We start from the raw sequence: 21,642 nt of genomic DNA, 5'->3' as shown, positions 1-21,642 counted from the left end.
GATGAGGCGCGAAATGGACTGTGCTGAATGGTGAACTCGCTGCGCTCGTTCACGCCATCTCCTTCTTGCCCTTGGCGTGCGGGTTGTTGGCGCGGTCGGACACGACACGCTGCGGACGGTTCGAGACGCGGGTGACCCAGTAGTTCGGGTCGTAGGTGTCGTCGCCGCTGATCGCGCGCCACATCACGATGCGGTTGTACTTCTCCAGCCGGCCGGTGGCGTTCTCGTACCACGGGAAGCTCTGGTCGAGCTCGGCCGCGACCGCGTCGTCGTACAGGTCGTCGGTGTTCCACAGCCGGACCTGGCGGACGGTCGGGTTGAAGCGGATCTTGAACATGTAGCGGTCGATGTCGCTGTCGTTCTTGCGGCCGCCGTGCCAGATGCCGTGGTGCAGCAGCTGGACCGTGCCGGCCGGACAGACCAGCCGGGTCTGGCCGAGCAGGTTCTGGTAGCGGCCGGTGTCGGACTCGTTGGTCCGGCGCAGGTGGCTGCCGGGAACGCTGAGCGTGCCGCCCATCTCGAGCGTCACGTCCTGCGGGTAGTACATGAGTTGTACGTCGAAGGCGTCGGTGCGGACGTCGATGATCGCGTCACCGTGGAGGTTCTGCGCCTCGCCCTCGTGCGCCTTGCGGATGTGTACGGCGTGGTGGTCGACGGTCGGCTCGGGACCGACCAGGCTGTGGATGGCGCCGGCGACCTCCGGCAACTCCACCAGCCGCTGGACGAACTCGCTGTCCGTGAACGCCTCCGACAGCGGGGTGCCGTACGGGACCCCCGGGATGCCGTTCTTCAGGACCTCGATCGCCTGCTGGTTCATCTCGTCCGGTACGACGGCGTCCATCCGGAACGCGCCGGTGGCCACGAAATGCGCCATCTGTACCGAGGTGAGTAGGTGCTTGCGATGCGGATGGGGCATCAAGACTCCCATGGTGGATAGTGGTTACTACTCCTCCAGCGTAAGTTTGGACAGCGTTGTCTCGCGTGGGCTGTGATCACCACTAGTGGTAATTTCTCACCATGATCGAGCTGCATCTGGCCGCTCCGCCCGAAGTGGTGAACCTTGGCGCGGGGATCCACGGGGTCCGCAAGCGCAGGGATGTCTTCCGGCTGCCGGACCTGTGGCAGTTGCACGTGTACAACTACACAGCCGAGCTGACCGTCGACGGCACCACGTACCCCGTCACCCCGGGCTGCGTCTCCCTGACACCCGCGGGGGCCTTGGTGCAGTTCGACTACCTGGGTCGTTCGGAACACCTGTACGCGCACTTCCGACCCCGTATGACCGGCCAGCCTTCGCACATCCCCGTCGTACAGGACGCGGCTGCGATCGCGCCTCTGCTCTCCACGCTGCTGCGGTCCGCCATCGAGTCTTCCCCGTCCGGCTCCGGCCGCACGACCGCCGAGGTCTGGACCGCTCTGTGGCGCATCGCCGACCTCACGCCTGCGACCACCGAGACCGGGCATCCAGCCGTTGCCACCGCCATCGCCTACATCGAGGCGAACCTGGCCCAGCCGCTGACCGTGCCCGCGTTGGCCCGGCTGGCCGGCGTCTCGCACAACCACCTGACCCGTCTCTTCCAGCACGAGACCGGTCAGACCGTCATCGCCTACATCCGCACCCGCCGGATGAACCGCGCCCGCCACCTCCTGGTGTCCTCCACCTTGTCCATCCCCGCGGTGGCCGCATCGGTCGGGATCGCAGACCTGCAGGCCTTCAACAAGACCTGCCACCGCGAGCTCGGCGCGTCGCCGCGTGCGGTGCGTAATGCGGTGGCCGGTGCGACGTCGGCGGGCTAGCGTTCCAGGCATGTATGAGCTGATCCCGGCCGCCGACGGTCCGCAGTACGACGAAGAGGCCGAGCAGCGCTTCCTCGAGGAGTGGCCGGAGTTCATCTTCCACGACGAGGGCGTGAAGCCGTACCGGGATCGGCGCCTGCAGTACTTCCCGCAGTGGGAGTTCTATCTCGTGTCGTCGGACGAGCGGCTGATCGCGGGGTGCTGGGGAGTGCCGATCGCGTGGGACGGGACGGTCGCGGATCTACCCGGCGGGTTCACGGATTCGCTGGCGCGGTCGGTGACGTCGTACGAGGAAGGCGTCGTACCGAACACCTTCGTGCTGATGGCGGCCGCCGTACGCTCCGACGAGCAGGGCCAGGGCCACGCGGGCCGGGTCATCACCGCCGTCCGCGACCGCGCAGTCGCCAATGGACTGCCGCAGGTGATCGCGCCGGTCCGCCCGACGCTGAAGTCAAGCTATCCGCTGACCCCGATCGAAACCTTCATGACCTGGACCCGCTCCGACGGTCTACCTCTGGACCCCTGGCTCCGCACGCATGTCCGCCTCGGCGCGACTCTTCTGGCTCCGGCACCCGCATCGCAAACCATGACCGGCAGCGTGTCCGAATGGGAGAAGTGGACTGGGATGCAGTTCCCGTCCACCGGCACCTACACGATCCCTGCCGGCCTGACGACGCTCGATGTCGATCGCGACGCCGACCTCGGCACGTACGTCGAACCCAACATCTGGCTCCGCCACGCCTAAGCGGTGTCGGCGACCGGGAACGCCGTAGCGACGGCGGCGGTGCGGCTGTTCACGCCGAGGCGCTCGTAGATGTTCTCCAGATGCTTGCGAACGGTGCCCTCGGCAACGAACAGCCGGCGGGCGATCTGGGTGTTGCTGTGCCCCGCCGCGACCAGGCGTAGCAGCTCCCACTGGCGGCTGGTCAGATCGGGGATGCCTGCGCGGCGGCGCTCCAGGTCGCGGCGGATCTCGACCAGGTGCGGCCGGAGCAGCTGAAGCATCAACCGCTCACGCTCCGAGAAACCAGGTCCGTCGGTCCGGAACAGGAGCATCCGGCGGTCCTCGCCGTCGTGCTCCGGGAACGGCACTGCGATCTCGCTGCGGACCCCGTGCATCCGATCCCACAGGCCCTCTTCGCTGTTCACCAGTTGACGCACGGACAGGTAGTCGGACAGCATCCAGACGCTCTCGTGGTCACCGGTTCGCTGGGGCCGGCTACAGGTCTTGTGCCGCCAGTACAACTTCCAGAACAGGTCGTCCCAGCCGTCCTCTTCGTCCTCCGGAGGCAGGGTGCTCAGCTCCTCCAGGCCGATGAAGACGCGATCGTGCGGCCGGCTCACCTGGAACGTGATGTCGTCGGCCGGGATCAGCTCGCGGAGCGCGCGGAGTACCTCCCGCGGGAACTCCTGCCCGGCGCCGCCCCACCGCTGGTGATCGACGACGTCGAGCATCCTGCGCAGATCGCGTTCGGTGACCGTCAACTGTTCCATGGCTGCTCTCCCCCTGGAATTCAGCCTAGGCCCGATCCGTCACGGGGCAATACGCCGAACTGCGTATGGCCCGCCGGGTCTGCTCGCGGCAACGGTGGATGAGGGCGGTACTGCGCCGCTCGTTCTCGGGAAGGAACGACCATGAAACTACTGACTCGTCTTGCCGCGATGTTCGGCACGCTGGTGCTGTCCGGGGTGGCCTTGTCCGGTACGGCGTTCGCGATGCAGCCGCGTGATCCTTCGGGGCATTCAGTCCCTGCTGCTGTGCCCGCGAGTGCCCCGCCGTCGAATGTCGCGCCGTCGATCGTTCACACTGTCGGGCCGTCGACACTGCAGGTGATCGGCCTGATGCTGTGTGCGGCCGTGATCGCGTCGATCCTGACCGCGATCGTCCTGCACCGGCCCCATATGCACGCGCAGGGGATCTCATGAAGCTGCTGCCTCGCCGTGTCGCGTTGCTGGTCAGTGGAGCTTTGGTTCTGGCTGGGGCGGGATTGTCGCCACCGGCCCCGGCCAGCTCGGCCGGGGTGAGTTCGGCTGGTGCTGCGCCGGTGCTTTATTGGAGCCGGTATGCGACGCAGGCGATCGTGGCCGGTCGTCCGCCGGCCAGTTCGGAGGTGCTGCTCGGGATCGTGCACATCGCGATCGCGGATGCCGTGGCCGGGCTCGGATACGGCCGGCCGTTCAAGTTCGCCGTACGGCCGGATCGTGGGGCGTCTCCTGCGGCGGCGGTTGCCACGGCGGCGTACGACGTACTGCGGGCTCGCGTGCCTAATGCTGCTGGGCTGGACGCGACGTACGCCGACTATCTGGCCGGTGTGCCTGCCGGGCGCGCGAAGGACCGCGGCGTGGCTCTGGGGCGGTCGGTGGCGGCCGCAGTGCTGGCGTGGCGTGCGGGGGATGGGCTTGGGAACATCGTGCCGTACGTGCAGAGGACGCCGGGGCCGGGTGTGTGGGAGCCGACGCTGCCAACGCCACCGGTGGACATCGTGCTGACGCAGGTTCGTCCGCTGGCGCTGCGGTATCGGGCGCAGTTCCGTCCGGACGGGCCGGATGCGCTGACCAGCAAGCGGTACGCACGGGACGTGGCTGAGGTCGCTTCGCTTGGGCGGGCGGACAGTACGACGCGGACTGCTCAGCAGACCGAGACGGCGCGGTTCTGGTCGGAGCAGACTGCACAGCAGTGGAGTCGGGCGCTGGTGCAGTTGGCGGCTGACCGGCACCTGTCTTTGTCCGGTGCGGCGCAGATGCTCGCACTGGCGCATGTGTCGGCTGGTGACTCGGTGATCGCGTGCTGGGATGCCAAGTTCCACTATGTGTCCTGGCGGCCGGTGCATGCTGTGCAGCGAGCCGACACCGACGGCAACCCGCGGACGCAGGCTGATCCGAGCTGGCAGTCGCTGCTGAACGTGAACCACCCGGAGTACCCGTCCGGCCACGCCTGCTTCACGGCTGGAGCGGCTGGGGCGCTGCAGGCGTTCTTCCACACATCACATGTGCGTCTGGTGATGTCCAGCCTGGTCACCGGTACGACGCGTGTGTACCCGGACCTGTCCGCCGTACGGAGCGACGTACGGGAGGCCCGGATCGTCTCGGGGCTGCACTTCCGTCACTCGATGGTGGATGGCGACGTACTGGGCACTCAGGTCGCTGGCTGGATCAGTGCTCGGCACTGACCGCCAAAGCTGCCAGGCCGTGGTTGAGGATGCCCTTGACCACGGCCAGCGCATAGGACTCGTCGGGGCCGGTGATGGCCTGGTGGGCCCAGCCGATGACGTCTTCGAAGGCTCTGACGTGGCGGTAGTAATGGACCGCGTCCTGGTCGATCTGGTGCGGACCATAGCCCTTGAGGAATGCCTCGAGTTGGCTGGACGTGGTCGGACCGACGTCGCCCATGCCGCCGAGCATGAACATCAGGTCCTGCTCGCGAGGTGCGTAGATGACGTCGTCCCAGTCGATCAGGTGGAGACTGGCGTCGACGAGGACGTTGCCGAGGTGCGGGTCGCCGTGGCAGATCACCCGCGGGCCTTCCGGCGCCGGCGGGCGGTTGTTCTTGAGGTCCGCGATGACGTACGCGAACTGCTTCCACACCGCGGCCAGCTCCTCCTCGACCTCCCCCTCGGGCGTCTCGAGGCGCTCGCCGACCTCCTCCGCGATCGCCGGCGTCCGGGCGTCGATGTGGCTGTGCTTCGGCAGCGCATCCCGCAGGCGATGCGGCGGCTCCGAGTCATGCACCCGCCGGATGAGCGCGCCGTACTCCGACCACTGCTCGTCCGTCAGCCCCGACTGAGCCGCCCGTACGCCGTCGATCCACGGCGTGATCGTCAGCCGCTTCTTCGCATGGACGGACCACAGCCCGCCCTCCGTGGTCCGGATCAGCTCCGGTACGCCGGGCAGCCCGCTGTCCGCCAGGAACGCCGCCACCTGATGGCCCGTGTTCGTCCCGGCGGCGCTCCACTTCACGGCGTACGTGTTGGTCGCCGTACCGGCCTTCCACACCTGCGCGGCGATGTCAGCGCCGTACGCCACCGGTGTGAGCTCCACCACCTCGAGCCCGAAGTCCGCCAGCAACCACTTCCGCAACAACGTCTCACCCACGCCCGCCAGCATGCCCGGCAACCGACTCGGGTGCGACCCGATTACCGGACGTGGCGGCCTTGGCGGGTCAGCGGTAGTTGACGAACTGGACGGCGAAGTCCAGGTCCTGGCCCTTGATCAGGGCCTGCACGGCCTGCAGGTCGTCGCGGCTCTTGCTGGAGACGCGGAGCTCCTCACCCTGGATCTGCGCCTTGACGCCCTTCGGGCCCTCGTCGCGGATCAGCTTGGACAGCTTCTTCGCGTTCTCCTGCGTGATCCCGGCGTCGATCGTCGCGTTGATCTTGTAGATCTTCCCGGACAGCTTCGGCTCGTCGGCCTCCAGCCCCTTGAGCGAGATCTGCCGCTTGACCAGCTTGTCCTTGAACACGTCCAGCACGGCGCTCACCCGCTCCTCGGTGTTCGCCTGCATGTCGATCGCCTCGCCGGACCACTTGATCCCGGCGTCCACGTTCTTGAAGTCGAACCGCTGGCTGATCTCCTTCGCCGCCTGGTTCACGGCGTTGTCCACCTCCTGACGGTCCACCTTGTTCACGATGTCGAAGGAGGACTCCGAAGCCATGGGCACATCCTTTCCGATTTGCTGTCAGGGCCACTACCTGTTGTATCGTCTCCCACGCCGGTTCACGAACCGGCAGCACCCTGGCGGGTTGCCCGAGCGGCCAAAGGGAGCAGACTGTAAATCTGTCGGCTTATGCCTACGCAGGTTCGAACCCTGCACCCGCCACGAGTGCGATGGGCGAGGTGTGTCGCGCAGTTCCTGCGCTGACCGCCTCGCCCTCGTCATTTGTGCGGCTTCGCTTCGCTCGCCGCGCCGCGGGGGCTCCGCCACCCGCACCCCCTGCGCCTTCGCTTCGCTCGGCGGCTTGGGTCGGGTTGGGTCGCTAGGTCACCTGCTTGGGGCGGGTTGGTCGGCTGTCGGCGCCTTCGCTTCGCTCGGCGGCTGTGGCTGGGTTGGGTAGTTAGGTCACCGCTGGGGCGGGGCCTTCGCTTCGCTCGGCGGCTGTGGCTGGGTTGGGTAGTTAGGTCACCTGCTTGGAGTGGGTGGTCGGTTGCCTGCGCGTTCGCTTCGCTCGGCGGCTGATAGTCGGCTAAGAAGATGGGGTTGGGGGCATTTCGACGGGTGGGGGCCGTTGATACTGGTAAGACGGCCGGGTTGGTCGTGGTGGAGGAGTGTGGGTTATGAGCCTCATTGGTGCCCTGGTTGGGTACATCCTGTCGGCATTTATCTTGCTGCTGATCGTCCGGATGGTGTTGGACTGGACGGGAGTGTTCGCCGGTAACGGGGCGGCGTGGGTGGGGCGGGTTCGGGGGGTTACGCATGCTTGGACCGAGCCGGTGATTGCGCCGGTGCGGCGGCGGTTGCGGCCGGTGCGGGCTGGGGGGATGGCGTTTGATCTTGCGTTTACGGCGGTGTTCGTGGCGGCGCTGATTCTGCGGGGGATTGCGTTCAGTTTGTAGCTGCGGACAGGGCGGATTCGTATTCGGTGCAGGTGATGCGGACTACCGCTCTGGGGAAGTCGGCTTGGGCGTTCTCGGTCGGGGGGATCGCGGCCAGGACGGTTTCCATCGGGACGGGTGGGGTCCAGTGCTCGATGTGAGTCAGGAGTACGTCGTGGGTGGCGTCGGTCCACGGGGAGGCTAGTTCGGCGTGGGCTATGAAGACGCGGTCGGGCGGGCCCAGGTAGATGAGGACCTGGTCGCCGGACGTGAGGGCCTGGGCGTGCGGCTCGGTGGGGTCGATGGGCCACCTGGTGGAGCGCAGGAAGGCTGCGGCCTGGTCCGGGAGGGACTGGCCCGGGGCCGTCTTCGTGAGGTTGAAGAGGTAGTGGGCCATGTCGAGATCGTAACGGGCCTGATTCGGCGAAATTCGGGGTCGGTTGTCGGAATTGGGGGATGGCGTTCGTAGCGTGGGTGGAGGCGGACGTGGGGTCCGCTCTAGCTAAGGAGCAGGGCATGCCTGAGTACCTCATCTACTTCAACCAGCAGTGGGTGGGCGACCACAGCGAGGAGTGGTTCGCCGGGCGCGGGCCGCTCGCCAGAGCGGTTGTGGAGGACATGAAGACGGCCGGCGTGTACGTCTTTGCCGGTGGGCTGGAAGAGGATGACGTCCCGCTCTTCAGCGCCGACCCGACGAGCGGCGAGGTGCTGATCACCGATGGGCCGTACCTCGAGTCCAAGGAGTACCTGGGCGGATTCGCGCTGGTCGACGTGCCCGATGACGAGACCGCCAAGATGTGGGCCGCCAAGGTCGCCGAGGGCTGCGGCTGGCCGCAGGAGGTCCGCCGCTTCAAGCCTCAGCGCAAGTAGTCGGGCCCGCTCCGACGTACAGCCTGATCCTGGGTGTCTGCCAGGATCTGTGGGTGGCTGGGCTTCGGGAGTTGTGGGACGGGTCGTTGCCGGAGGCATTGAGGGACGAGGTGATCAAGCGGTACGGCGGAAAGCGGGTCGCCTACCGGGAGCGGTATCTCGTCGGCGTGCTGACGGCACTTGATGCGTTGACGCAGCTGTGTACGGATCCGGCGGCGGTCCGATTGGCGGCCTGGTTCCATCGGGCCGAGCATGCCAAGGGGAGGACGGACGATGCCGAGGCGTCGGCCCGGTTGGCCGAGCAGCTGCTGCCGAAGTACGACGTGAGCCCGGTGCGCGTCGCCGAGATCGCCCGGCTGATCAAGCTGACCGGCACCCTGGACGTCACCGAGACAGATGCCAACGGCCGCGTGCTGCTCGACGCGGTTCAGGCCGTGTACGCCGATCCGCGCTACCCGACCCATGCGTCCGAAGTACGACGCGACAGCCGGTACGACGTACAAAGCCGGCGTCCGCAGGTTGAGGCCTTGCTCGCGGCCGACCGGATCTATCACACGCAGCTCGCCTACGACCGGTACGAGGCCGCGGCCCGCGCCAATCTCACCGAAGAGCTCGCCACCCTCGACGGCCTGACACCGCACCCGTGGCGCGGTTGGCAGCGGGCCGCGCTGGCGGTGACGGCCGGGTTGTCGGCATTCGTAGCGTTCGTCGCAGGAGTGGCCGCCGTGCGGGCGCCCTGGCGGAACCCGGAGTACGACGGCGACTCGGCCTGGCCCGCGGTCATCCTCATGCTCGCCGCGCTCGTCACCGTTGCCGTGGTCTACAGCGCCGTACGCCGCAACGCCCGCATCACGGCAGCCGCCCCGGCCGTGGTCGGCGTCATCGGAGTGGTGGTCGTATGGCTGACAACCCCCGAGACCAACGGCGCCTCGGGGGTCGGCGAGCGGGTCCCGATGCTGATGGTCGTGTCGATCATGCTGATCTTGGCCGGTACGGCGGCCTTTGCCGCCACCAGGTTCACCCGCAACGACAGCAGGAATCGCGGCCAGGTGCTCGCAGGTCTCGGCGCAGTCGTCGTCGTGGTCCTCGCCGTCCTCCTGGTCATCGACCCAGCGCAGCGCGCCTACCTGGTCAGCGCGAACGAGTACCTCGAAAGCCAGAACCGGCCCGCCGATGTCGACGTTCGCTCGACCCTCGCCGGCGGATCGCTGTGGGCCGGCCCGGGCAACCTGCAGAACCTCGTCGCGACCGCCCATGGGATCGCGGTCGCCCGCGCACGCGGCTTCATCGAGATGCTCGACCCGGCAACCGGCCAGTCGCGTTGGCGCTACACCCGCGCCGACACCGACGACGTACCGCATCTCTATGCATTGAACGGCGGCCAGCAGGTGCTCGCGTCGTACGACGACCTCGGGTACGTCGTGCTGGACGCCGACACGGGCAAACGCAAAGCCGTCTGGCCGCTGGGCACCCGCGACTACGACATCGACAACACCGACCCGCTCGTCACCGGAAAGTCGGTGAGCAAAGGCTCCGACAAGCTGTACGGCACGAATATCGACGGCTCGAACCGCTGGACCTACGAACCCGGCCGCTGCACCGGCATCAACGCGACCGCCACCGCCGACATAGTCGTCACGCAGCTCGACCACAGCTGCGGGAGCGACGCGGACCAGTTGGTTGGTCTCGACCTGAAGAACGGCAAGAAGCTGTGGACCCAGAACGGCTCATTGACTGACTTGACGGCGGCCGGCGGCCTGGTCGTCGGCGTCCAAGCGGAAACGCTGGTGGGAGTCGACCCGCGCTCGGGCGAGATCAAGTGGCGCTCGGAGATCCCGAACGAGTGGGCGTGCCCGCTCAAGACCGAGGCGTCCGGCAACCGCGTCGTACTGATCAGCTGTCCGAGCGAGGCGCAGAAGTTGACCGACACCGTCGTACGCATCGTCGACGCCGGCAGCGGGCAGGTGGTGTCGACGGCCTCGGTGAAGTTCCGGTTCGATCAGCGGTACGCCGTGACAGCGGCCGGCGTGGTGGTCGCGATGGGTCCGTACAACGGCGGGCTCTGCCGGCTGGCGACGGTCACCGAGGGCGTCGTCGCGTACCACGACCTCGACCGGTCCGTCTCCTGCGGGTACGGCGTGGTCGCCGCCGGGAACCTGGTCCTGGTCAGCGGCGACGACGGGCTGATCGCCCTCAGATAGGCCGGCAACGTTAGTAGCCTACGGGGAGACCCTCGTACGTCGACAACGGTTAACCGGGGCGTTGCCCCGCGGGTCGACGGTGGCGGAGTGAAATCTCCTCATCGCTTGGCGACCGGCATCGTGGCCGCCGCGGCCGCCGCATCCTTATGGTCCCTCCCGGCGCCCGGGTACGCCGCCGACGCGCCGGTCGGCGGACTCGCCCTGGTCAACACGACCGAACCCGTCGGACCCGGCATCGCGCTCAACCACGTGAAGAGCGTCGATCAGCGTGGCTGGGTCGACGCGCAGTACCTCAGCATCGATCTCGCTGACAAAGCGGTCAGCACCGATCTGCTCACCTCCGGCCCCGTCGCATCCGGTGGCCCGCTGAGCGTCTCCGCCAACAAGGCCGGCGCGGTCGCGGGCGTCAACGGAGAGTTCTTCGACATCGGCAACAGCAACGCCGCCCTCGGCGGCGAGGTCCAGAACGGCCAGCTGATCAAGTCCGCCGACGCGGGCGGCCGCCAGCACGTCGGAGTCAGCAAGGACGGCATCGCACAGCTGGTCGATCTGGCTGTGGATGCGACCGCGACGTTCGCCGGCGCCGACCACAAGGTGCTGACCCTCAACGCTGCCAATGGTGGCGGAGTCCCGGCGAACGGTCTGGTCGCGTACACCCCGGCCTGGGGCGAGTACAGCCGCGGCCGCGGATTCACCGGCGTCACCGATCTCGCTGAGGTGCTGGTTCAGAACGGCAAGGTTGTAAGTGTCAGCCCGACGGCCGGCTCCGGCCCGATCCCGGCGGACGGCTTCTACCTCGTCGGCCGCGACGCAGCCGCGACCGCGCTCCGGGCGCTTCAGCCGGGCGACGCTCTCACGCTGCACTACGAGCTCGCCAACGACGTCGCGAAAACGATGAAGTTCGCGCTCGGCCAGGGCGGCACGATCGTCAACAAGGGCCAGGTTGTTCCCGGCCTCGACACGTCTGTCGCCCCGCGAACCGCGCTCGGCCTCAAGAACGGCGGCCGCACCCTCGTGCTCGCCACCTGGGACGGCCCGGGCGGCACCGGCAAGGGCGGTATCGGCATCGACCGCGAGGCCCAGGAACTCGTGGCCCGCGGCGTGGAGACCGCTGTGAACCTCGACGGCGGCGGCTCGACCACGATGGTCGCTCGTGCCCTCGGCGAGGACGGCGTCTCGGTCCGCAACACCCCGTCCGACGGCCAGGAGCGCAACGACCCCAATGGCGTCGGCGTCTTCGTCAGCCCGGGTGACGGCAAGGTCGACGAGCTGCTGCTGAAGCCGGGCGCCGGCCAGGCAGCCGCGGACGGTGGCCTCAAGGTCTTCCCGGGCATGCACCGCAGGGTTGCCGTGAAAGCCGTGGACAACCATCTGACCCCGGTCACGCCCGACCCGAAGAAGCTGGTGTGGAAGGCGAAGGGCGCCAGCATCAAGGACGGCTCACTCACGGCCGGCACGCGCGGCCCGATCACCGTCAGTACGACGTATGGCAAGGTCCACGCCTCGCAGCAGGTCGACGTACTCGGGCCGCTGAAGACGTTGGAGCCGTCGACCGGCAAGCTGTCGATTCCGGAGGCGACCGCGGCCGACGCCGTCAGCGTGGCGATCACCGGCCGCGACGGCCAGGGCTACACGGCGCCGATCGACCCGCGCGACCTGAAGCTCGACTACGACCACGCGGTGGTCGACGTGCAACCGGTCGACGGCAAGCTCAAGATCACGCCGCTCACCAGTGCCGGCACGGTCCTGACCGTGTCCGCCGCAGGCAAGGAGGTCAAGCTGCCGATCACGGTCGGCGTGCAGACGAAGGTCGTCTACGAGTTCGACGACGACGTACTGGCGCGGTGGAACAACAACAGCACCGCAGCCACCACGCGCTCGGTCGACCCCGACGGACTGCGCATCGACTTCCCCGCGATGCGGAACGTCGGGATCTCGGCGAACGGCGCCGCGAACCGGATCCAGATCCCGGGCCAGCCGCTTCGGCTGCGGCTGCGGATCAAGTCGAGCATCGACGTGCCGAGCGGGCTGGACTACCTCGGTCTCGTCGACGGGAACGGCAAGTCCCTCGGCGTGTACGGCCCGGGGCTGAAGGCGAGCCCGGACTACCAGACGATCACCTGGACGCTGCCGGCGAACACGGCGTACCCGATCTCGATCGCGTCGTTCCAGGGGATCAACACCGCGGTCGCCCAGCAGAAGGCGGGCACGTTCGTCCTGGATCGGTTCGAGGCCGACGTACCGACGTCGGTCGACCTGCCGGCTCAGCCCGATCTGGTCGCCGACCCGCTGATCTCGACCGACGGCAGCCTGCCCGGCGGTCATGACACGTGGAAGTTCGCGACGCTGTCGGACGTCCAGTTCACCGCCGACAATCCGGCCCTGTCGCAGGTCGCGACGGCGGCGCTCGCCCGGATCCGCAAGACGCACCCGGATCTCGTCGTCCTGAACGGCGACATCACCGACCGCGGGTTGCCGGAGGACCTGTCGCTCGCGCGCAAGGTGCTCACCGACGCGGGGTGCGACCTGATCCCCGTCGGTCAGGAGCCGGCGCCGAACAGTACGCCGCATGGCCCAACGGTCCCGTGCTACTACGTGCCGGGCAACCACGAGTCGTACGGTCTCAACAACGTCCAGCAGGACCTGACCAACTTCACCAAGGAGTTCGGTCAGCCGTACCGGACGTTCGACCACAAGGGCACCCGCTTCATCCTGCTCGCCAGCTCGCTCGGAACCCTGCGTACTTCGGCCTGGGACCAGCTCCCGATGCTGAAGGTGGCGCTGGACACTGCCGCCCGCGACAAGTCGATCCACAACGTGATGGTCTTCGCGCACCACCCGGTCGACGACCCGGAGGAGACCAAGGCGAGCCAGCTCGGTGACCGCGACGAGGTCGCGCTGATCGAGAAGATGCTGACCGATTTCCGCGGCAAGACCGACAAGGGCGCCGCCATGGTCGGCTCGCACGCACAGGTCGCCAACGTGCACCGGGTCGAGGGCGTGCCGTACACGGTGCTCCCGTCGTCCGGCAAAGACCCGTACGGTACGCCGGACCGCGGCGGCTTCACGGGATGGGTCGACTGGTCGATCGACGCGCACAAGCCCGCCGACCAGCAGTGGCTCGAGGCCGACGTACGGGCGTTCGCGCAGTCGATCACGCTCAACGCTCCGACCTCGCTGCCGGCCGGAACGTCCACCCAGCTCAGCGGAAGCATCGTCCAGCCGGAGGGCGTCGGCACCGGTACTCGCGTCGTACCGGTGCGCTACCCGATGTCGGTGCACTGGAGCGGCTCGTCCGGCCTCGCCATCGGATCCGGATCAGACGCGATCAAGAAGGCGCGGTACGCCGGAAAGATCGCCGTACTGGATCCGGCAACCCGCACCCTGACGGCGCTGCGTCCGGGCACCGTCACCGTGTCGGTGACGAACGACTCGATGCGTGCGTTCACCGGCGACGCGTCGCTCGCGCCGATCACGACGGCAACGACGATCAAGGTCGTTCGCTGATCCACGCACCCGTCGAGGCCCGGCCGGGAACGCCCCCGGCCGGGCCTCGGCCTTTTCGGCGATCCGCTGGGGAATAGGGTCTGCTTGGGCGGGAGTTGTCGGTTATGACGGAGTGTCCGAGCGAGGAGAGCAATGAAACCCACTGAGTTCGTGAAGGTGAACGCGCAGTTCTGGGGGGAGCACCTGAAGGAGGCGGCCGGGCACCTGCCGGTGAGCCACCGGGGTGAGCTGCCCGGGCCGATGCTGTTCCCGCGGATGATGGTGCTGACCGAGACGCCGGACTGGAACATCCTCGAGCTGGTCGGACTGAGCCGCGAGTACCGCAGCCCCGAGGTCCGGCGGCAGAAGCGCGCAAGCGTCGAGGAGTACTTCGGAGTCGGCGACGGCACCGTGGTGGCGAACCTCGAAGGGCAGAACTGGTTCAAGGACGCGACGATCGCGACCGAGACCGGCCGGAACTCGCTGGACAAGCGGTTCCCGACGGCCGCGAACATGCTGGGCAACGAGCTGGTCGGCCCGGCGGAGGAGCTGTTGCGGTTCGCGCCGGGCAACTACTCGACCTTCGACCGGACGCTGCTCGTGCACGGCGGCGGCGACTCGCTGCGCGCGCACTGGGTGTTCTTCGCGCTGGCGATCCACCGCTCGGAGCCGGTCGACAAGTACCTGGACTTCCTGCGGAACTACTCCAACTCCCAGCCACACCTCGACCCGATCGGCACCATCAGCCTGCCGGTCGACCCGGCCGAGCTGAAGGCTGACGCATTCGAGAGCACCTACCTCGCGCACGGTCTGCAGGATTCGACCGTCGACGAGTTCCTCGGCAAGCACGAGAGCATCCTGCTGTCGGCGTTCGGCGCGACCCGCCTGCTCCGGCAGCCGTCGCTCGACGACCTGCAGCCCGACTTCATCCTCGAGCGCGCCGATGGCCGTCACATCGTCGGCCGCCTCGAGCTCCCGGTCGTCGACGTGGTCAACGGCAAGAAGCGCCGCCGCTCCTTCCGTACGCCGGTTCTCGAGAGCGCCGCCGAGCTCGAGCGCTACACGGAGTACCTCGGCACCGCGGACAACCGGTCCCAGGTGAAGTCGAAGTACGACGTCGACGTCGCCGACCCGCGGCAGTTGCTGATCGTGCCGAGCCAGGAGACGGTGGTGCCCGCGGTGGGTGTGGAGATCGTCGACTACGACACGATCCTGCGCCTCCACCTGGCCGGCAAGTGACGCAGTACTTCGTCTACGGCCGTGATCGTGCCGGTGCCGGCGACCTGAAGGCCCAGCTGACCGAGGAGCACTGGGCCTTCATGGACGGGTACGCCGAGGAGCTGATCGCGCGCGGCCCGACCCTCACCGAGGACCGCGAGGAGTCGACCGGGAGCCTGCACATCGTCGAGCTCCCGGACGACGAGGCGCTGAAGATCTTCGCGTACGACGAGCCGTACTACGTCGGCGGTGCGTTCGACACGGTCGAGCTGTACCGCTTCCACAACCACACCGGTCGCACGATGTGGGAGTTCACGACCGCGGTCGAGGGCCTCGGCCGCTACCTCGTCCTCACCAAGGACGGCCCGCGACCGCTGACGTCGGACCACCTGATCGTGTACGGCGACCTGCTCGACGGCGACGTGTACGTGGGTCGTGCGGCGCTGGTTGAGGCGCCGGACGCCGCGGCTGCCGCCGTACTCGTCCAGGCGTCGGATGCCGAAGTACATCCCTGGGAGTTCGGCGGCAGGCGGTAGCGAATTGGTCCCGGATTCACCTCCCGCGCCCAGCGTGGAGAGGTGATCGATGACGAAGAGCTGTTCGAGTCGCACTTCTCACGACGTGGAATTCTCGCGTCTGCCGCGGTCGTAACCGGCGGTGCGCTGCTGACAACTGCAGCGCCCGCCCAGGCCGCTACGGAACAGGCCGCTCCGGTCCTGCAGTCCGCACCGGCCGCCAACCCGGTCACCACGCCCCGGGTCGGCGGCCTGCACCTGCAGTTCGGCGCCGACGCGGCGTCGGAGGTGGTCGTCTCCTGGCACACCCGCCAGCCGGTACGTCGGCCGCGCGTACTGCTCGGTGGTCCGGACGGGGACTTCGAGCGGACCGTGACCGCGGTCAGCACCAGCTACACCGACGCCAAGTCCGGGCAGAACGTGTACGTCCACCACGCCCGGATCAGCCGGCTGCGCGCTGACAACGAGTACGTGTACGCCGCCGTACACGAAGGAGCCGAGGCCGAGTTCGGGACGTTCCACACCGCGCCGAAGGGCCGGGCCAAGTTCACCTTCACCAGCTTCGGTGACCAGGGCACGCCGACGCTGGGCAAGCGGTACGTGCCGCCGGCCGGCGTGACGATCCCGAACCCGCCGTTCGTGAACGACAACCTCGGCTCGCCGGCCGCGGGGGACGTCACCGCCGGGGTGGAGCGGGTTCGCCCGCTGTTCCACCTGTTCAACGGGGACCTCTGCTACGCGAACCTGGCCGACGACCGGGTGCGGACCTGGAACGACTTCTGGGAGAACAACACCCGCAGCGCCCGCAACCGCCCGTGGATGCCGTCGGCCGGCAACCACGAGAACGAGCTCGGCAACGGCCCGATCGGCTACGAGGCGTACCAGACGTACTTCTCGCTGCCGCGCCAGGCCGGTCAGACGGACGTGACGCGCGGCCTCTGGTACGCGTTCACGGTCGGCTCGGTGCGCGTGATCAGCCTGGCGAACGACGACGTCTGTTACCAGGACGGCGGCAACAGCTACGTCCGCGGGTACTCCGGCGGCGCGCAGAAGGCCTGGCTCGAAAAGGAGCTCAAGGCAACGAATGCCGACCGCGGGATCGACTGGATCGTGGTCTGCATGCACCAGGTCGTGGTCAGCAGCGCGGACCAGGCCAACGGCGCCGACCTCGGCATCCGGCAGGAATGGGTGCCGCTGTTCGACAAGTACGGCGTCGACCTCGTCGTCTGTGGGCACGAGCACCACTACGAGCGCTCGCACCCGATCCGCGGCCAGCAGCCCAACCCGACGCTGACCCCCATCCCGACTGCGACGCGGACCGACCTCGTGGACACGTCGAAGGGCACCGTCCACATGGTCATCGGTGGCGGCGGTACGTCGGTGGGCTCGAACGGCGTCCTGTTCAACCCGCCGGCCTGCCGCGTGATCACGTCGGTCGGCGCACCTGATCCGACCACCGGCAAGCGCCCGCCGGTCTACGTCACAGAGCCTGCACCTTGGTCCGCTTCGCGCAACGCCGCCCACCCGTACGGCTTTGCAGCGTTCACGGTCGACCCCGGCCACCCCGGCGGCCAGACGACGATGGCAGTCACGTACTACGACGTACTCGGCCCCGGCGGTGAACTCGCGGAGTTCGAGTCGTTCACTCTGAAGCGACCGCGCCGCGGCTGATCAGGCAATCCACGACAGTCTGGGCGACGCGCCGACCATCGGCCGACGCGTCGCCCAGCCCGCAGGTGGAATGGGTCAGGCCGGCGAACTCGAAGTACGTGAAGCCGATGCCTTCCAGGACCGGCTTGAGCTTGCGAAGCCGGCGGATCGCCGGGTCCTCCGTGCCGAGGTAGGCGATCTTCGCACCCGGATAGAGCCGAAGCTCGTGGTGCCAGTCGAACGAGCGATAGCTCCGCCAGAACTCCAACGCCGGCCGGGGGAGCCGTGGCTCGTGCTCCATCCGGCCCATCTCTCCGTCGGACGGAAAGCCGATCGGACTGACACCGCCCATCACAAGCGCGGTCGCGCGATCCGTCGACCGGGCGGCGATCGCGGCCATGCAGGCCGGCTGCGAAAAGCCCCAGACGGCGAACTGATCGACGCCCTCACGGTCCAGCACGGTGAGGATCTGGTCGCCGATGCTGCCGAAGTCGTACTTGTTCGGCCGGTCGCTCGCGCCGAAGCCGACCGGGTGGATCTGCAGGATCCGGAACCGCTGGGAGAGCCAGGCCGCGATCGGATGGTCCGGCGGACGGCGGTTGTTCTTGATCAGTACCAGCGCCGGTCCGGAACCGCTTGCCCGGTAGGCAATGCGGGCGCCGGCCAGGTCGGCGTACTGGAAGGTCATCGGGTGAGGATCGATTGCAGGGCTGTTATGAGGGTCCCGCGCGCGCTGGCGGGGAGGTCGGCGGTCATCTCCTGGATCCGATCGACGACAGCGTCGTGACATTGGTGGGCGAGGTCCTTGCCCGCGGCCGTCAGCTCGATCCGGCAGGCGCGGCGGTCGGCGGGGTTGGCGACGCGGGCGACGAGGTCGCGGCGTTCGAGGCGGTCGACCATGCTCGTCAGGCTGGAGCGCTCGATGCTCAGGATCCGGCTGAGCTCGGTCATGCCGAGCGGGCCGGTGATCAGGACGCACAGCAGATGGGCCTGCTGCGGGGTCAGGCCGAGCGGCCGGCTCGTCTCGGCGTGCAGGTCCTGCAGCCGGTGCATCGTCTGGACCAGCGCACTCGCGAGGTCGGAATCCCGAGCCGTCGTCGTCACCATGACCCCATGGTAGTCCGGTCGCCTAATAGTTTGCTGTTCTAATGATTCGTGGTACTACTAGTTAGGACAGCGAACTATCTGAGGAGTCGAGATGGACGTGCGATTCGGGTACGGGTCACCGGACGGTGTGCGGGATGTCGCCGCGATTCTGCGGCTCGCTGAGCACGCCGACCGAGACGGGCTCGATCACGTCAGCCTGGCGGACCATCCGTACGTCCCGGACATGCTCGACGGGTACGCCGCGATCGCGTTCATCCTGGGCCGGACCGAGCGGCTGTCGGCGTTCGTGAACGTGACCAACCTGCCGCTGCGTCCCGCGCCGGTTCTCGCGCGTACGGCGACCTCGTTGTCGGCATTGTCAGGTGGGCGATTCGTGCTTGGCCTCGGTGCCGGCGGGGCGTGGGACCGGATCACGACGATGGGCGTGCCGGAGCTGCGTCCGGCCGAGGCCGTCGAGGCGTTCGAGGAGGCGATGCAGTTGGTGCACTCGATGTCCGACGGTGGATCTCCCAAGCCGACGAAGCATTACCCGATCGGTACGCTGCGCCCGGCCGCCGTACCAGCGCCGTTCATCTGGACCGGCTCGAACGGCCCGAAGTCACTCGCCGCGACAGGCCGCCAAGCCGACGGCTGGATCCCCGGCCACGCCGCCGACTGGCTGAGCGACCGCTACCGCTGGTCCCGCCCGATCGTCGACGAGGCTGCGCTGTCCGTCGGTCGCAAACCATCCGACGTCGCCACGATCTACAACTTCCCCGGCACGATCACCGCGACCCCGCTCCGCCGTACCCGGGACGAAGAAGGCCGTTGGATCGGCGGCTCCCCGTCCCAGTGGATCGAAGAACTCACCGACGCCATCCTCAACCACAACGCCGCCGGCTTCACCCTCTTCCCCCGCGGGGCCGACCCCTACGACGTACAACTGACCCGCTGGTCTCAGGAGGTAGTCCCCGCCATCCGCGCGGCGATCAGTTGAGGTCCAGGCTCGCGAGTTCTTCGGGGGAGAGCTGTAGGGCGCCGGCGGCGATGTTGTCCTCGAGGTGGGAGGGGTTGCCGGTGCCGGGGATGGCGAGGATGTTGGGGGAGTGGTGGAGGGTCCAGGCGAGGCGGACCTGTTGTGGGGTGACGTTGTGGGTGGCGGCGAGCTTCTCGACGACGGTCGAGTGGTCGGTCGTGGCGCCGCCTTCGCGGGACGAGCCGGCGATGGCGAAGAACGGCACGTAGGCGATGCCGCGCTCTGCGCAGAAGGCGATGAGCTGGTCCTCGTCGCGGCGTAGGTCGACGGCGTAGCTGTTCTGTACGCAGACGACCGGCGCGATCGCGAGCGCCTCCTCGACGTGATCGATCCGGACGTTCGAGACACCCAGTTGCCGGATCAGGCCCTCGTCGCGGAGGGCTGCGAGCCAGCCGAAGCGTTCGGTGAGCGAGTCCTCGCCCGGCTTCTTCATGATCCGCAGGTTCACCACGTCGAGCGCGTCGACGCCGAGCTGCCGCAGGTTCGTCTCCACCTGCTCCCGCAGTTCCGCGGCCGTCGTCGCGTGGTAGAAGCCGCGCTCCGCGTTCTCACCCGGCCCGACCTTCGTCGTGATGACCAGACCGTCCGGGTACGGCGACAGCGCCTCGCGGATGAGCTCGTTCGCGTACCGCTTCTCGCCCTCACCCACCCGCAGCGTTCCGCCCGGCGACACGTAGAACGCGGCCGTGTCGATGTGATTCACGCCGAGCTCGACCGCGCGACGCAGTACCTGGATCGCGACCGACCGATCCGGGTTCGCCGTGATCCGCATGGCGCCGAAGCCCATCCGGTTGACGGTCACGTCGCCGAGCTTCCAGGTGCCGGCCGCAGCTTCTGTGGTCATTCCTCGATCGCCCCTCTCACCGCACGGAGATGTTGCCGGAACGTCAACGACGGATCTGCCGCCCGCGCGGTGAGGAACTCCCCGAACCGCACCTGCGCCCGCAACGACCGGCCGGCCCGGATCTCGTCCGCCTGCCGATGCTCGGTGTCCCGGATCGACTCCGCCAGCCCGAAAAGCTCGTCCACCCGGTCCGCCGGTACGAAGATCGCGCCGTCCTCATCCGCGAGGACGACGTCCTCGCGGGTCACCGTCCACTCGCCGATCGTTGCCTTGGACAACGCATCCGCGGGCCGCGGATCGAGCCGCAACGGCCCGGTCGGCAACGCACCGAGGCTGAACACCGGCATCCCGATCGCGGTGATGTCGACCGTGTCGCGGTGCAGTCCCCAGATCACGATCCCCGCGATCCCGGCAGCCGCAGCCTCCAGCGCAACCAGATCGCCGACACAGGCCTCGTCTCGCCGGCCTCCGTTGTCCACCACGAGCACGTCGCCCGCAGCCGCGGACTCGAACGCCTCCAGGAACGCGTCCACGCTGCCCACATGCTGAGCCGGCAACACCCGCCCCGCGAGCCGCTCGCCAACGACCGCCGTCAACGAAACCGTCCGCACCGGCACACCCGCCCGCACGCAGGCGTCGGCGACATGTGCCGTGGTCAACCCTGCAAACCGCTCAAGCATGTGGATCCTCTCGGCGAAGTGCTAACGACAGGAGGTAGTCCACCACGCTCGTCCAACTCCCGCCTGAGCGACTCCTCGTCAGCCGCCGTGAGGCGACTACCTCCTGTCGTTAGCGCGACAAGAACGCCAGCACGTCCTCGAGTGGCGGCTCGGCAGTGGTGTCGAGGGTGATGGAGGGGACCGGTAGATCAACGGCCTGGAAGGAGTTGTGGGTCCGCAGGCGGGCGTCGGAGCTGATCTGCGCATCCTCGTGCGCCGATCGGCGCGGGTCCGAGGATGAGCGGGCGGTGATCCGCGCGAGCGCGACCTCGGCCGGTACGACGCAGTGCACGATCCGGATGTCCGCGCGGCCGAGCAGCGGGGTCAGTCCGGGATTCCACAGCCGGTCCTGGAAGGCCGCCTCCGCGACGACCGTCGTACCGCGGCCGATCAGCAGACCGATCACGTCGAAGAACGTCGACAGTGTCCGCATCGTGAGCGGGTCGCCGGGCCCGGGGACGAATCCCGGCGTCGCGTGCGCCATGCCTTCCTTGATCTCGTCGCGGCAGATCGCCGGGCAGCCGATCGCGGTCGCGAGCCGGTGCGCCAACGTCGTCTTCCCGGTCCCGGGCGGACCGCTGATCACGACAAGCATCGGTTTCGAATGCACCCGCTGTACCTTAGCGGTGACCGTCGGCGCGCGGTGTAAGGAGCGTGTCAGAACTGTCGGTGGGCGTGATTAGCGTTGGAT

General features: G+C 68.1%; 22 protein-coding genes and 1 tRNA gene. 13 read left to right on the top strand and 10 right to left on the bottom strand.

What is annotated here, in order from left to right:
- Positions 1-49 precede the first annotated feature (49 nt).
- A complete protein-coding gene (locus tag EV645_RS09330) occupies positions 50-916 on the bottom strand; it encodes a phytanoyl-CoA dioxygenase family protein (RefSeq protein ID WP_130441710.1) in 867 nt (288 codons plus the stop codon).
- Between the two features lie 101 nt (positions 917-1,017).
- Here EV645_RS09330 and EV645_RS09325 point away from each other — a divergent pair, with 101 nt between their 5' ends.
- On the top strand, positions 1,018-1,797 hold the full coding sequence (locus EV645_RS09325) for a helix-turn-helix domain-containing protein (protein WP_130441708.1): 780 nt from the start codon (positions 1,018-1,020) through the stop codon (positions 1,795-1,797).
- Between the two features lie 10 nt (positions 1,798-1,807).
- The gene (locus EV645_RS09320; RefSeq protein WP_130441706.1) at positions 1,808-2,542 is read left to right on the top strand and encodes a hypothetical protein; all 735 of its coding nucleotides are present in this window, start codon (positions 1,808-1,810) and stop codon (positions 2,540-2,542) included.
- Here EV645_RS09320 and EV645_RS42515 read toward each other — a convergent pair.
- Positions 2,539-3,291: a helix-turn-helix transcriptional regulator gene (locus EV645_RS42515; protein WP_206751445.1), complete on the bottom strand. Its 753-nt coding sequence runs from the start codon at positions 3,289-3,291 to the stop codon at positions 2,539-2,541. The genes EV645_RS09320 and EV645_RS42515 overlap by 4 nt on opposite strands.
- 141 nt (positions 3,292-3,432) lie before the next feature.
- Between EV645_RS42515 and EV645_RS09310 the strand changes: the two genes are divergently transcribed.
- The gene (locus EV645_RS09310) at positions 3,433-3,723 is read left to right on the top strand and encodes a hypothetical protein (RefSeq protein ID WP_130441704.1); all 291 of its coding nucleotides are present in this window, start codon (positions 3,433-3,435) and stop codon (positions 3,721-3,723) included.
- Positions 3,720-4,967, top strand: coding sequence for a vanadium-dependent haloperoxidase (locus tag EV645_RS09305; protein ID WP_130441702.1), 1,248 nt, complete (start codon positions 3,720-3,722; stop codon positions 4,965-4,967). The genes EV645_RS09310 and EV645_RS09305 overlap by 4 nt, the downstream gene beginning before the upstream one ends.
- Here the strand turns inward: EV645_RS09305 and EV645_RS09300 are convergent.
- Positions 4,951-5,889 carry a phosphotransferase enzyme family protein gene (locus tag EV645_RS09300; protein WP_157997033.1) on the bottom strand — a complete coding sequence of 313 codons (939 nt, stop codon included), beginning with the start codon at positions 5,887-5,889 and terminating at the stop codon, positions 4,951-4,953. The genes EV645_RS09305 and EV645_RS09300 overlap by 17 nt on opposite strands.
- Before the next feature lie 67 nt (positions 5,890-5,956).
- A complete protein-coding gene (locus EV645_RS09295; RefSeq protein WP_130441698.1) occupies positions 5,957-6,448 on the bottom strand; it encodes a YajQ family cyclic di-GMP-binding protein in 492 nt (163 codons plus the stop codon).
- A gap of 82 nt (positions 6,449-6,530) precedes the next feature.
- Here EV645_RS09295 and EV645_RS09290 point away from each other — a divergent pair.
- A tRNA-Tyr gene (locus EV645_RS09290) sits at positions 6,531-6,613 on the top strand.
- Positions 6,614-7,068: 455 nt separating this feature from the next.
- A complete protein-coding gene (locus tag EV645_RS09285) occupies positions 7,069-7,347 on the top strand; it encodes a YggT family protein (protein ID WP_130441696.1) in 279 nt (92 codons plus the stop codon).
- On the opposite strand, the gene EV645_RS09280 is transcribed toward EV645_RS09285, so the two are convergent.
- On the bottom strand, positions 7,337-7,723 hold the full coding sequence (locus EV645_RS09280) for a hypothetical protein (protein ID WP_130441695.1): 387 nt from the start codon (positions 7,721-7,723) through the stop codon (positions 7,337-7,339). The two genes, EV645_RS09285 and EV645_RS09280, sit on opposite strands and share 11 nt — an antisense overlap.
- Before the next feature lie 119 nt (positions 7,724-7,842).
- Between EV645_RS09280 and EV645_RS09275 the strand changes: the two genes are divergently transcribed.
- From EV645_RS09275 to EV645_RS09250, 6 genes are all read left to right on the top strand, one after another.
- Positions 7,843-8,196: a YciI family protein gene (locus EV645_RS09275; RefSeq protein WP_130441693.1), complete on the top strand. Its 354-nt coding sequence runs from the start codon at positions 7,843-7,845 to the stop codon at positions 8,194-8,196.
- A 53-nt stretch (positions 8,197-8,249) separates the two neighbouring features.
- Positions 8,250-10,397, top strand: a complete 2,148-nt coding sequence (locus tag EV645_RS09270) for an outer membrane protein assembly factor BamB family protein (protein ID WP_130441691.1) — start codon at positions 8,250-8,252, stop codon at positions 10,395-10,397.
- An 87-nt stretch (positions 10,398-10,484) separates the two neighbouring features.
- A complete protein-coding gene (locus EV645_RS09265; RefSeq protein WP_130441689.1) occupies positions 10,485-13,904 on the top strand; it encodes a phosphodiester glycosidase family protein in 3,420 nt (1,139 codons plus the stop codon).
- A gap of 132 nt (positions 13,905-14,036) precedes the next feature.
- The gene (locus EV645_RS09260; protein WP_130441687.1) at positions 14,037-15,122 is read left to right on the top strand and encodes a hypothetical protein; all 1,086 of its coding nucleotides are present in this window, start codon (positions 14,037-14,039) and stop codon (positions 15,120-15,122) included.
- Positions 15,119-15,637 (top strand): YciI family protein, encoded by a 519-nt coding sequence (locus tag EV645_RS09255; RefSeq protein ID WP_130441685.1) that lies wholly within the window; start codon positions 15,119-15,121, stop codon positions 15,635-15,637. The genes EV645_RS09260 and EV645_RS09255 overlap by 4 nt, the downstream gene beginning before the upstream one ends.
- Positions 15,638-15,679: 42 nt before the next feature.
- A complete protein-coding gene (locus EV645_RS09250; RefSeq protein ID WP_130441683.1) occupies positions 15,680-17,287 on the top strand; it encodes a purple acid phosphatase family protein in 1,608 nt (535 codons plus the stop codon).
- Here EV645_RS09250 and EV645_RS09245 read toward each other — a convergent pair.
- Both EV645_RS09245 and EV645_RS09240 read right to left on the bottom strand, forming a co-directional pair.
- A complete protein-coding gene (locus EV645_RS09245) occupies positions 17,259-17,954 on the bottom strand; it encodes an alpha/beta fold hydrolase (protein WP_130441681.1) in 696 nt (231 codons plus the stop codon). The genes EV645_RS09250 and EV645_RS09245 overlap by 29 nt on opposite strands.
- Entirely contained in the window at positions 17,951-18,373 is a 423-nt protein-coding gene (locus EV645_RS09240; RefSeq protein WP_130441679.1) for a MarR family winged helix-turn-helix transcriptional regulator, read from the bottom strand. Before EV645_RS09240 ends, EV645_RS09245 begins: the two co-directional genes overlap by 4 nt.
- A 91-nt stretch (positions 18,374-18,464) precedes the next feature.
- On the opposite strand from EV645_RS09240, the gene EV645_RS09235 reads away from it, so the two are divergent.
- A complete protein-coding gene (locus EV645_RS09235; protein WP_130441677.1) occupies positions 18,465-19,349 on the top strand; it encodes an LLM class flavin-dependent oxidoreductase in 885 nt (294 codons plus the stop codon).
- On the opposite strand, the gene EV645_RS09230 is transcribed toward EV645_RS09235, so the two are convergent.
- From EV645_RS09230 to EV645_RS09220, 3 genes are all read right to left on the bottom strand, one after another.
- Positions 19,342-20,232, bottom strand: a complete 891-nt coding sequence (locus EV645_RS09230; RefSeq protein ID WP_130441675.1) for an oxidoreductase — start codon at positions 20,230-20,232, stop codon at positions 19,342-19,344. The genes EV645_RS09235 and EV645_RS09230 overlap by 8 nt on opposite strands.
- On the bottom strand, positions 20,229-20,912 hold the full coding sequence (locus EV645_RS09225; RefSeq protein WP_130441673.1) for an RraA family protein: 684 nt from the start codon (positions 20,910-20,912) through the stop codon (positions 20,229-20,231). The genes EV645_RS09230 and EV645_RS09225 overlap by 4 nt, the downstream gene beginning before the upstream one ends.
- A 109-nt stretch (positions 20,913-21,021) precedes the next feature.
- Positions 21,022-21,561 carry a P-loop nucleotide/nucleoside kinase family protein gene (locus EV645_RS09220; protein ID WP_242000291.1) on the bottom strand — a complete coding sequence of 180 codons (540 nt, stop codon included), beginning with the start codon at positions 21,559-21,561 and terminating at the stop codon, positions 21,022-21,024.
- Positions 21,562-21,642 lie beyond the last annotated feature (81 nt).

This window comes from Kribbella rubisoli, assembly GCF_004217145.1.
GTDB lineage: Bacteria > Actinomycetota > Actinomycetes > Propionibacteriales > Kribbellaceae > Kribbella > Kribbella rubisoli.
The sequence above is the reverse complement of the archived record's forward strand: the minus strand, read 5'-3'. Positions and strand labels throughout refer to the sequence as shown.

Coding starts and splice junctions, on each gene's coding strand:
- EV645_RS09330 (WP_130441710.1), bottom strand. CDS start 916: ATGCCCCATCCGCATCGCAAGCACCTACTCACCTCGGTACAGATGGCG.
- EV645_RS09325 (WP_130441708.1), top strand. CDS start 1,018: ATGATCGAGCTGCATCTGGCCGCTCCGCCCGAAGTGGTGAACCTTGGC.
- EV645_RS09320 (WP_130441706.1), top strand. CDS start 1,808: ATGTATGAGCTGATCCCGGCCGCCGACGGTCCGCAGTACGACGAAGAG.
- EV645_RS42515 (WP_206751445.1), bottom strand. CDS start 3,291: ATGGAACAGTTGACGGTCACCGAACGCGATCTGCGCAGGATGCTCGAC.
- EV645_RS09310 (WP_130441704.1), top strand. CDS start 3,433: ATGAAACTACTGACTCGTCTTGCCGCGATGTTCGGCACGCTGGTGCTG.
- EV645_RS09305 (WP_130441702.1), top strand. CDS start 3,720: ATGAAGCTGCTGCCTCGCCGTGTCGCGTTGCTGGTCAGTGGAGCTTTG.
- EV645_RS09295 (WP_130441698.1), bottom strand. CDS start 6,448: ATGGCTTCGGAGTCCTCCTTCGACATCGTGAACAAGGTGGACCGTCAG.
- EV645_RS09285 (WP_130441696.1), top strand. CDS start 7,069: ATGAGCCTCATTGGTGCCCTGGTTGGGTACATCCTGTCGGCATTTATC.
- EV645_RS09280 (WP_130441695.1), bottom strand. CDS start 7,723: ATGGCCCACTACCTCTTCAACCTCACGAAGACGGCCCCGGGCCAGTCC.
- EV645_RS09275 (WP_130441693.1), top strand. CDS start 7,843: ATGCCTGAGTACCTCATCTACTTCAACCAGCAGTGGGTGGGCGACCAC.
- EV645_RS09260 (WP_130441687.1), top strand. CDS start 14,037: ATGAAACCCACTGAGTTCGTGAAGGTGAACGCGCAGTTCTGGGGGGAG.
- EV645_RS09245 (WP_130441681.1), bottom strand. CDS start 17,954: ATGACCTTCCAGTACGCCGACCTGGCCGGCGCCCGCATTGCCTACCGG.
- EV645_RS09240 (WP_130441679.1), bottom strand. CDS start 18,373: ATGGTGACGACGACGGCTCGGGATTCCGACCTCGCGAGTGCGCTGGTC.
- EV645_RS09235 (WP_130441677.1), top strand. CDS start 18,465: ATGGACGTGCGATTCGGGTACGGGTCACCGGACGGTGTGCGGGATGTC.
- EV645_RS09230 (WP_130441675.1), bottom strand. CDS start 20,232: ATGACCACAGAAGCTGCGGCCGGCACCTGGAAGCTCGGCGACGTGACC.
- EV645_RS09225 (WP_130441673.1), bottom strand. CDS start 20,912: ATGCTTGAGCGGTTTGCAGGGTTGACCACGGCACATGTCGCCGACGCC.